The organism is Mycolicibacterium sp. XJ662 (genome assembly GCF_053484035.1).
This window is the reverse complement of record NZ_JBEFTL010000007.1, coordinates 224170-232032: the sequence shown is the minus strand read 5'-3', so window position 1 is coordinate 232032 and position 7863 is coordinate 224170. Positions and strand designations below refer to the sequence as shown.

At 66.3% G+C, this 7863-nt stretch carries 11 protein-coding genes; 6 read left to right on the top strand and 5 right to left on the bottom strand.

Translation table 11 applies throughout. From position 1 onward, the window contains the following. Nucleotides 1-123 precede the first annotated feature (123 nt). Nucleotides 124-555 carry a DUF1801 domain-containing protein gene (locus ABQE93_RS19380; RefSeq protein WP_448409457.1) on the top strand — a complete coding sequence of 144 codons (432 nt, stop codon included), beginning with the start codon at nucleotides 124-126 and terminating at the stop codon, nucleotides 553-555. A gap of 17 nt (nucleotides 556-572) precedes the next feature. Beyond that, nucleotides 573-1610, top strand: coding sequence for a GNAT family N-acetyltransferase (locus ABQE93_RS19375; RefSeq protein ID WP_448409458.1), 1038 nt, complete (start codon nucleotides 573-575; stop codon nucleotides 1608-1610). Nucleotides 1611-1706: 96 nt separating this feature from the next. On the opposite strand, the gene ABQE93_RS19370 is transcribed toward ABQE93_RS19375, so the two are convergent. Together ABQE93_RS19370 and ABQE93_RS19365 are read right to left on the bottom strand one after the other, a co-directional pair. Continuing rightward, nucleotides 1707-2492, bottom strand: a complete 786-nt coding sequence (locus ABQE93_RS19370) for a SigB/SigF/SigG family RNA polymerase sigma factor (protein WP_448409460.1) — start codon at nucleotides 2490-2492, stop codon at nucleotides 1707-1709. Between the two features lie 225 nt (nucleotides 2493-2717). After that, a complete protein-coding gene (locus ABQE93_RS19365; protein ID WP_448409462.1) occupies nucleotides 2718-3146 on the bottom strand; it encodes an ArsI/CadI family heavy metal resistance metalloenzyme in 429 nt (142 codons plus the stop codon). A 101-nt stretch (nucleotides 3147-3247) separates the two neighbouring features. Between ABQE93_RS19365 and ABQE93_RS19360 the strand changes: the two genes are divergently transcribed. Further along, entirely contained in the window at nucleotides 3248-3607 is a 360-nt protein-coding gene (locus ABQE93_RS19360) for an Rv2640c family ArsR-like transcriptional regulator (protein WP_448409464.1), read from the top strand. Between the two features lie 12 nt (nucleotides 3608-3619). On the opposite strand, the gene ABQE93_RS19355 is transcribed toward ABQE93_RS19360, so the two are convergent. Continuing rightward, on the bottom strand, nucleotides 3620-4294 hold the full coding sequence (locus ABQE93_RS19355) for a guanylate cyclase (protein WP_448409732.1): 675 nt from the start codon (nucleotides 4292-4294) through the stop codon (nucleotides 3620-3622). 41 nt (nucleotides 4295-4335) lie between these two features. Between ABQE93_RS19355 and ABQE93_RS19350 the strand changes: the two genes are divergently transcribed. After that, nucleotides 4336-4515, top strand: a complete 180-nt coding sequence (locus ABQE93_RS19350; protein ID WP_448409466.1) for a hypothetical protein — start codon at nucleotides 4336-4338, stop codon at nucleotides 4513-4515. Here the strand turns inward: ABQE93_RS19350 and ABQE93_RS19345 are convergent. Continuing rightward, nucleotides 4497-5279 (bottom strand): adenylate/guanylate cyclase domain-containing protein, encoded by a 783-nt coding sequence (locus ABQE93_RS19345; protein WP_448409468.1) that lies wholly within the window; start codon nucleotides 5277-5279, stop codon nucleotides 4497-4499. The genes ABQE93_RS19350 and ABQE93_RS19345 overlap by 19 nt on opposite strands. A gap of 34 nt (nucleotides 5280-5313) precedes the next feature. Between ABQE93_RS19345 and ABQE93_RS19340 the strand changes: the two genes are divergently transcribed. After that, complete coding sequence (locus tag ABQE93_RS19340; protein WP_448409733.1) at nucleotides 5314-6264, top strand: hypothetical protein; 951 nt, start codon at nucleotides 5314-5316, stop codon at nucleotides 6262-6264. Nucleotides 6265-6297: 33 nt separating this feature from the next. Here ABQE93_RS19340 and ABQE93_RS19335 read toward each other — a convergent pair whose 3' ends face one another. Further along, complete coding sequence (locus ABQE93_RS19335; RefSeq protein WP_448412439.1) at nucleotides 6298-7164, bottom strand: alpha/beta fold hydrolase; 867 nt, start codon at nucleotides 7162-7164, stop codon at nucleotides 6298-6300. 92 nt (nucleotides 7165-7256) lie between these two features. Here ABQE93_RS19335 and ABQE93_RS19330 point away from each other — a divergent pair, with 92 nt between their 5' ends. Further along, a complete protein-coding gene (locus ABQE93_RS19330; RefSeq protein WP_448409472.1) occupies nucleotides 7257-7856 on the top strand; it encodes a TetR/AcrR family transcriptional regulator in 600 nt (199 codons plus the stop codon). Nucleotides 7857-7863 lie beyond the last annotated feature (7 nt).

Genomic DNA, 7863 nt, shown 5'->3' with positions numbered 1-7863 from the left:
CCGCAGGTCTGCCTCGACTAACGGCCCGCATGTTAATGTGCGTGCCGTGGGGCCTGCCCCATCACGCGCTTCCAGGTGAACGAACATCTGAATCATTGCGGAGAGACCTGAGTCGATCAGGACATGTCCGAATGGGGTGCTGCGCCTTCGGGTGCGCAATTCCATTGCGCCGAAACCGACTTCGGCAGAAAGGACATGGCCGTGGCTAACAAGGACGACAAGAACCTGCAGAAGGTCCTCGACAAGATTGCGAAGATGGACGAACCCGCGCGAAGCGTGATGCGGCGCATGCACGACGTGATCGTCTCTGCTGCACCGGAACTGAAGCCGCGCATCTGGTACGGCATGCCGGGCTACGCCAAGTCGGCGAGCAGTCCCGTCCTCGTCTTCTTCCGCAACGACGAGCTGATGAGCCTCGGGGTGAGTGAAAAGGCGACGCTCAAGCCCGCCGGCGGCAAGGACGGATTGTTGATCCCCGCCGCCTGGTACTTCGACGATTTGGACGACGTCACCGAACAACGTGTCGCCGAGATCGTCCGAGCAGCGGTCGGGTAACCGACGACGGTTCTGCTGTGAAGCTCTCCCGCATCTTCGCCGCCATCTGCATCACCTTCGGGCTGGTGTTCGTCTTCGTCAACGCCGGCGGGCTTCCCGGCCCGTGGGACGTGGTGGCCCGCGTTGCGGGGATCGCGCTGGCGATCGCGGCAATTGCCCGGACGCTGCTTTCCCGCGTGCCTGACGAACGCTGGTCGGGCTCGGCCCGGATGTACTGGGTGGCCGTCGCCGTCGAGGTCGCGGCCATCCCGATCGGTGCGACCATCTTGAATCGCGTGTTCGACCAGCCGCACCTGGTGGTCCTCTGGGTGGTCTTCGTCGTGGGCGCGCACTTCCTGCCCGCGCGGGCATTCGGAGTCGGTCGCCATGCCGAGCTCGGCATCGCGCTGATGTTCCTCGCGCTCGTCGCCGCGGTCGGCTACGCCCTCGGCGGCTTGGCCTGGGCGCCGTCGGCGGGAGCGGTTGCCGCCGGCGCGGCGCTGCTAGGGTTCGCGGCCGTGCCTAGCTTGTCCCGCCCTCGTACGCTCGCCGATCGCCTGCCCCGCACCGAAGGCGACGTCACGGTCCGCCGACTGCGCCACGACGATGCCCAGGCCTTCGCCGCCGGCACCCAGGATCCCGCCGTTCGCCGCTACGGACACCTTCCGTTGGCGGAGTACTCACCGCAAACGGTGCGCGAGCAGATCGACGGCGTCATCGCAGACGGTTTGGCCGACGGCTCGCTGGCGGTGCTCGCCATTGCCGACGCCTCCTCTGATGAGTTTCTCGGCAGCATCGTGCTTTTCGACATCGGCGAAACCGATGCCGAGGTTGGGTTTTGGCTGTGTCCCCAGGCGCGGGGCCGCAGCGCCGCGCGGCAGGCCCTGGCTGCGGCCGCGCGCGTCGCTGCAGATAACGGGTTGACCCACTTGACGGCCAGGACCGTCCCGGAGAACGCAGGGTCGCGCCGCGTGCTGGAAGGCGCCGGCTTCGTCCAACAGGGAGAGCCGGAGCCGCAGGTCACGCCGTCAGGTGAGACGGCGACGGTGTTGACGTTCTCGCGGTCGCTGGATTGACATCCGACGCCTGTTGTCCGCGTTCGCGAAATCGACGTGAGGGCTGTGGATCTGTGCCGACCACGACCCTCCCGTACATCTCGCGAAAAGGGTCGGCTAGCCGGCCGCGGCCAACTCGGGCGCGCGCACCTGACGGCGCAGGGTGTCCAGGGACTTGGCGAGCAGGCGCGAGACGTGCATCTGCGAGATCCCCATCCGCTCGGCGATCTGCGTCTGCGTCATGTCTTCGAAGAACCGCAACGTCAGCAGCGTGCGCTGACGCTCCGGCAGCGCCGCGATCAACGGGCGCACCGTTTCGAGGTCGAGCACCTTGTCCATGCCGGGGTCGACGTCGCCGAGCGTGTCCACCACCGCGCGCGAATCGTCGCTGGGGCCGGCCTGCACGTCGGTCGACAGGGTCGAGTAGTTGCTGCTGGCGATTGTCGCGTCGACCACCAGCTCACGCGGTACGTCCAGGTGCTCGGCGATCTCCGAGGCGTTCGGCGCGCGGCCCAGCACCTGAGACAGCTCCGCGCGGGCCCGCACCAACTGCGCCTGGATGTCCTTGCACCGCCGGGGCACCTTGACCGCCCACCCGTGATCCCGGAAATGGCGGCGCACCTCGCCCATCAGCGTCGGCACCGCGAAGGACAGGAACTCCGCACCGGTGTCGACGTTGTAGCGGTTCACCGCGTTGAGCAGGCCGACACGCGCCACCTGAATCAGATCGTCAAGCGGTTCGCCGCGGTCCCGGTAGCGGAAGGCGATATGGTCGGCCAACGGCAGGCACCGTTCGATGATCGCGTCGCGCTGACGCTTGTGCTGTGCCGAGCCTTCGGGGAGTTTCTCGAGCCGCCGGAACATATCCGTCACGTCTTTGTAGTCGCCAGACAAGCCAGCCATGCGGCAATCCCCGTTCATCAAGTGAATTCGGCGGCTCTCGGATTTGAACCTGATGACGGCCGTGTACCCCCCGCGAAGCGATGTTGAAACATCGCAGGTGCCGGGCATGAAAATCGGCCGCCACCGGAGGTCAAGCGGTGGCGGCCGAAGGGGATGGTCGTCATCTTTGAAACCATCCGCGGACAACGTTAGGTTCTGCGCGACGCAGATGAATCGGGTGTTTCCCTATGCCTGCACAGGCTCGTCAGCGACGCATCCGCACGGCTCCTGCGAACCGTCGCCGAAGGTGTCCGAATCGGTGAGCACGGTGTAGACCTCCCACTTCTCACCGCTCGGGCCCGTCACCCACACCTTGTCCTGGGTGGCGAAACAGCACGTCGTGCCGATCTCCTCGGAGGTGAACAGGCCCGCGCCAGACAGCCGTGCGATCTCGGCGTGCACCTGCTCGCTGGTCTGCACCTCGACCCCGAGGTGGTTGATCGTGCCGCCCTGACCGGGGTTCTGCAGCAGGACCAGCTTGAGCGGCGGGTCGGCGACGGCGAAGTTCGCGTAACCGTCCTTGATCTTGTTCGGTGCGGTGTTGAACAGCTGCGAGTAAAAGGTGATCGCCTGGTCGAGGTCGTCGACGTTGAGGGCGAGTTGGATACGGGACATGATGAATCCTTTCGGTGATGTGACATATATCGAACTGGCGCCGGTTACAGAATGCTCCTCCATTTCGATATATGTCAAGAACCTTGGCTATGATGGGTTCCATGCCGAAAGCACTGCCCATGATCGACATGTCCGCGCCGGTGTGCTGCGCCCCTGTGGCTGCGGGGCCGATGACTGATCAGGCCGCACTCGAGGTGGCACTGCGCCTCAAGGCGTTGGCGGACCCCGCGAGGGTCAAGATCATCTCGTTGCTGTTCGGCGCCGACGCCAGCGAGCAGAACAGCGGTGACCTCGCCGCTGCCCTGGACCTCACCGAGTCCACCGTCAGCCACCACATCGCCCAACTCCGCAGAGCCGGTCTGGTGGAATCCGAACGGCGCGGCATGAACGTCTACCACCGGGCGCACCGTGACGCCCTGGCGGCGTTGTGCGTCGTGCTCGACCCAAACTGCTGTACCTAAGGCGCCGAAAAGCTATGGGATCACTTCGATTTCAGCGCTGAGTTGGTAGCCCGGCGCCAACGGCAACGAATCGCCACTCCAGAACGATCCCGGGTCGAACCAGTTGAAGTGCTTCTCGGTGGACAACAAGCCCATCTCTTCGTAGGTGATGGCGACCGTCTCGGCGCAATACGCGGTTTCCAGGCCGACGTTGAGCTTCTCGGCCTTTTTGCGTCGGCTGGCCTCGCTGACCTTCTTGTGCAAAAAAGGGATGCCACGCGTCACGTCCGACACCGCGATCCGCCCGCGCAACCAGCGGCCGGTCAGCCGCGCTGTGCCGGGAAACGGGGTGCCGTCCATCCGCGCCACCACCTTCAGCGCCCGATCCTCCTGCTGGCGATCGGCATGTGGGATCAGCTGACGCAGCCAGCAGCGCTGGTGATAGTGGTGCACCCAGCGTTCGACCACCCCACGAGCATCGTTGAGTTGCACGCCCCGATGGTTGTCGCCGGTCCACATGTCGGTCAGCTTGTCGCCCAGTTCGGCGTGCCAGATCAACGGCGGCAGGTCCTCGATCGCGATCGTCATGCCGACGTGGTTGACCGGGCTGTTGGTCAACGACTGGATCGCGCGGTCGGGTTTGGAACGTCCGCGAAACAGCCACAGGTCCCCGGTCCGGGTCTGGTCGAGCGCCTGCTGCAGCGGCACCGTGGTTGGCCTCACCCTGGCAGCTTAGGCAGACTCATGCCATGCGCCGGATATGGAAATGGGTCGGGCTGGCCAGTGTCGCCGGCGTGGTGGCCGGTGGGGTGTTGGTCGCCCGCGATCAGCGCCGCCGAAATGCCTATACGCCAGAGGGCATCCGCGCCAGGTTGCATCAACGCGTCGCCGAAAGCGAACAACAACCAGATCAGTCGCCGACGGCGTAGAGCCGCTGTGCACCGCTGAACCCCTTGAGCTCGGCGTCGCTGCCGTCGTCGAACGCGATATCGGGGGCGTCGGCGAGGGCGTCGCGCACCACCTGGCTGACCAGGATCTCGCCGCCGCTCGCCTCGCCGGCCACCCGCGCCGCCATCGCGACGTTGCGTCCGAACAGGTCGTCGCCGCGACGCACCGACTTACCCATGTGGATACCGATCCGAACACGAATTCTGTTGGGCTGTCGTCGAAGTGAGCGTTGAATGTCGATGCCGCACCGCACTGCCTGCTCGGGTTGCGCGAAGGCCACCATGAAGCCGTCGCCCTGGCTTTTCACCACATGCCCGGAGTGGGTGTGCACGTGCCTGCGCACCATCTTGTCGTGTCGGCCGATGAGCCGCACCCATGCGCGGTCGCCGATCCGCTCGTTGAGCGCGGTGGACTCCTCGATGTCGGTGAACAGGATGACCACCACGCCGCTGGTAGCGAGCCGGGCCAGGTCGGGACGTTCGACCTCGGCCCAGTCGGCAAGGTCCTCGATGGAGGACCGCACCGCGGCGCCCAACCCGTCCTTGCGCAGGATGTTGGCGGTCTGCCACACCTGTTTGACAGCCTCGCGTCCGCCGGTGAGCAGCATGTTCCTGGTGTCGACGCGGCGGCGCGCGTCGTCGAGCTCCGCCTGCTGCCTGCGGTTCCGCCGCCACAGCACGACGAGTGCGACGGCCTGCACCGCCGCGACCACACCGAGCGCGTAAGCGGCGATCTGGGCTGTCATCACCGATCAAGTATTGGATGCTGAACCCGTGAGGATCCCGAAGGCCCCCTATTACGAGAGTCGCTACATCCGCGCCAACCATCCCGAACTGGCACAAGCCGTGTGGCTGCGCCAAACGCTGCTGCTTTCCACGGTCGCCGAGCCCGTCGCCGATGTGTGGGTGATGGTGTTCGACCCCGACGGCGCGGGCAACCGGGCACTCAAAGAGCCGTATCCCATCGACCTGGCCAGCTACGCCGACGAACCGTGGTCGGCGCGCATCGGCTCGGCCGTCCTCGACGACCGGTCCGCCCACGGCGTGGTGACCGGCGGCGGCCGCTCGTCGCGTTGGGACCTGCGGATCACGCCCGGTCCCGGGGAACCGGTCAAACTGCTCACCGAGCGGGCGTATGAGGCGCGGTTCCCGACGGCCAAGACGATGGTGCGAGATCCCTTGGCGCAGTTCGACGGCCAGCTCGAACTGGACGACGTGCGCATCGTGATGGACGGCTGGTCGGGCAGCCTCAACCACAATTGGGGCAGCAGGCATACCCCGGCCTACGCGTACGGGCAGATCTGTGGGTTCGACAACGCCCCCGACTCGACGCTGGAGATCGTCACGGCCCGCACCGCCGTCGGGTCGCTGCTGTTGCCCGGTGCGACGCTGTTCGTGTTCCGCCATGCCGGAGAGGAATTCGCGGTGCGTTCGGTTCTGGGCAGCCTGCAGACCCACGGACGGTACCGGCCGTTCACGTGGACGTTCGGCGGCAGGGTGGGCGAGCGAATGATCGAGGGTGAGTTGATCGCCGAACCCGCCGACGTCATCGGTCTGACCTACACCGACACCGACGGCCGGTCGAAGTACTGCTACAACTCGGCTCTCGCCACTTGTCGAATGCAGGTGGCGGGCAAGGCGTTCGAGCGTGCCGAGTTGGTGGCCCAGCGCCGCGCGATGTTCGAGATCCTCACTGACACCGCCGACGAGCGCGTCGCGCTGCTGGCCTAATAGCTGCTCGCGCCAAGCCGGGCTCGCGCGGTGTCAGCGGCAGACGAACTGCACAACGACGTCGGAGAACGCGTCGTTATCGTCGCCTGCGGCCGTGTGGCCGGCCTCGGAGAGTTCCACGAACTCCGCGCGCGGCACCTTCTGCAGGAAGTCCGCGACGCCTTCGGGGCTGACCACGTCGGACAGCTTGCCGCGGATGAGCAGGATCGGAATGGTCAGGTTCATCACGGCCCGGTCGAGCTTTTCCACCCGCACGAACGGGTCGTCGGCGGGCGCGGTCAAAAATGCCGGATCCCAGTGCCAGTACCACCGCCCGTCGCGCAGGCGCAGATTCTTCTTCAACCCCTCCGGATTGCGTGGCCTGGTCCTATAGGGCAAGTAGGCCGCGACCGCGTCGGCCGCTTGCTCCAGCGTCTCGAAGCCGTCGATACCGCTGGCCATGAAGTCGCGGATGCGCGCGCTGCCGTCCTTCTCGTAGTGCGGTACGACGTCGACCAGCACCAGATTGGTGACCTTCTGCGGGCCGGCGGCGTCAGCGACCAGCATCCCGGTCATCCCGCCCATGCTCGCGCCGATCAGCGCGACCGGTCGGCCGATCTGGTCCACCACCTCCAGCGTGTCGGCGCACAACGCGTCGACGGTGTAGTTGGCGTTGGGCGCCCGGTCGCTGTCACCGTGGCCGCGGCTGTCCAGCGCCACCACGTGCAGGCCGTGATCGGCCAGGATCTGCCCGGTGTTCTTCCACGAAAAGCGGTTCTGGCCACCGCCGTGCAGCAGCAGCACGGTGGGCCGGTCGGCCGGCGGCGCACCGCGGTTCCATTCGTCGGCGACCAGGGTGATGCCTTCGCTGCCCCGAAACTGCACAGTGCGCGATTCGCTGCGGGTGGTGCTCACGGACATCCTCTCGGCTGATTCCGAGCGCTCACGTTACCCAGGGTGAATTTGCCCCGATCTGCGGCCCGTGGCGGGCGCGGCTCCCTACAATCCGCCGTGTGCAGTCCGACACCGGGAACGAACGCGACTGCATCATCGAGGCGGCCTACCGGTGTCTGTCCGAACCGCACAGCGGTGCCATCCCGGTTGCTGCGATCCTGGCGTGCGCCGGAGTGTCGACGCGTGCGTTCTACCGCCACTTTCAGTCCAAGGACGAACTGTTCCTGGCGATGCTGTGCCAGGAGACCGACGCGCTGGCCGAACGCCTCGACCGCATCACGTCACAATTCTGCGGCCGACCGGCCGCGCAGCTGGCGGCCTGGATCGACGGGATGTTCGCGTTGATCACCGACGAGAAAGTCCGTGCGCACTTCACGGTGATCGACACCGACGAGGTCCGCGCCGCACGGGGCTACCGGGAGACCCGCGAGAAGGCCCACAGTGACCGGGAACGCTCCCTGGTGGAGATCCTGCGTCGCGGCCGCGACGACGGCACATTCCCGTTGGCCGACCCCGAACCCGACGCGGTCGCGATCAACGCTGTCGTGAGCAGGGTGCTGCCAAACCAGTCGTTTCACGACCTGGAACGGGTCAACCGGGCCAAGGACCAGGTGCTCGACTTCGCCCTGCGCGCGCTGGGCGCCGAACGTCACCGATGAGTTCGGC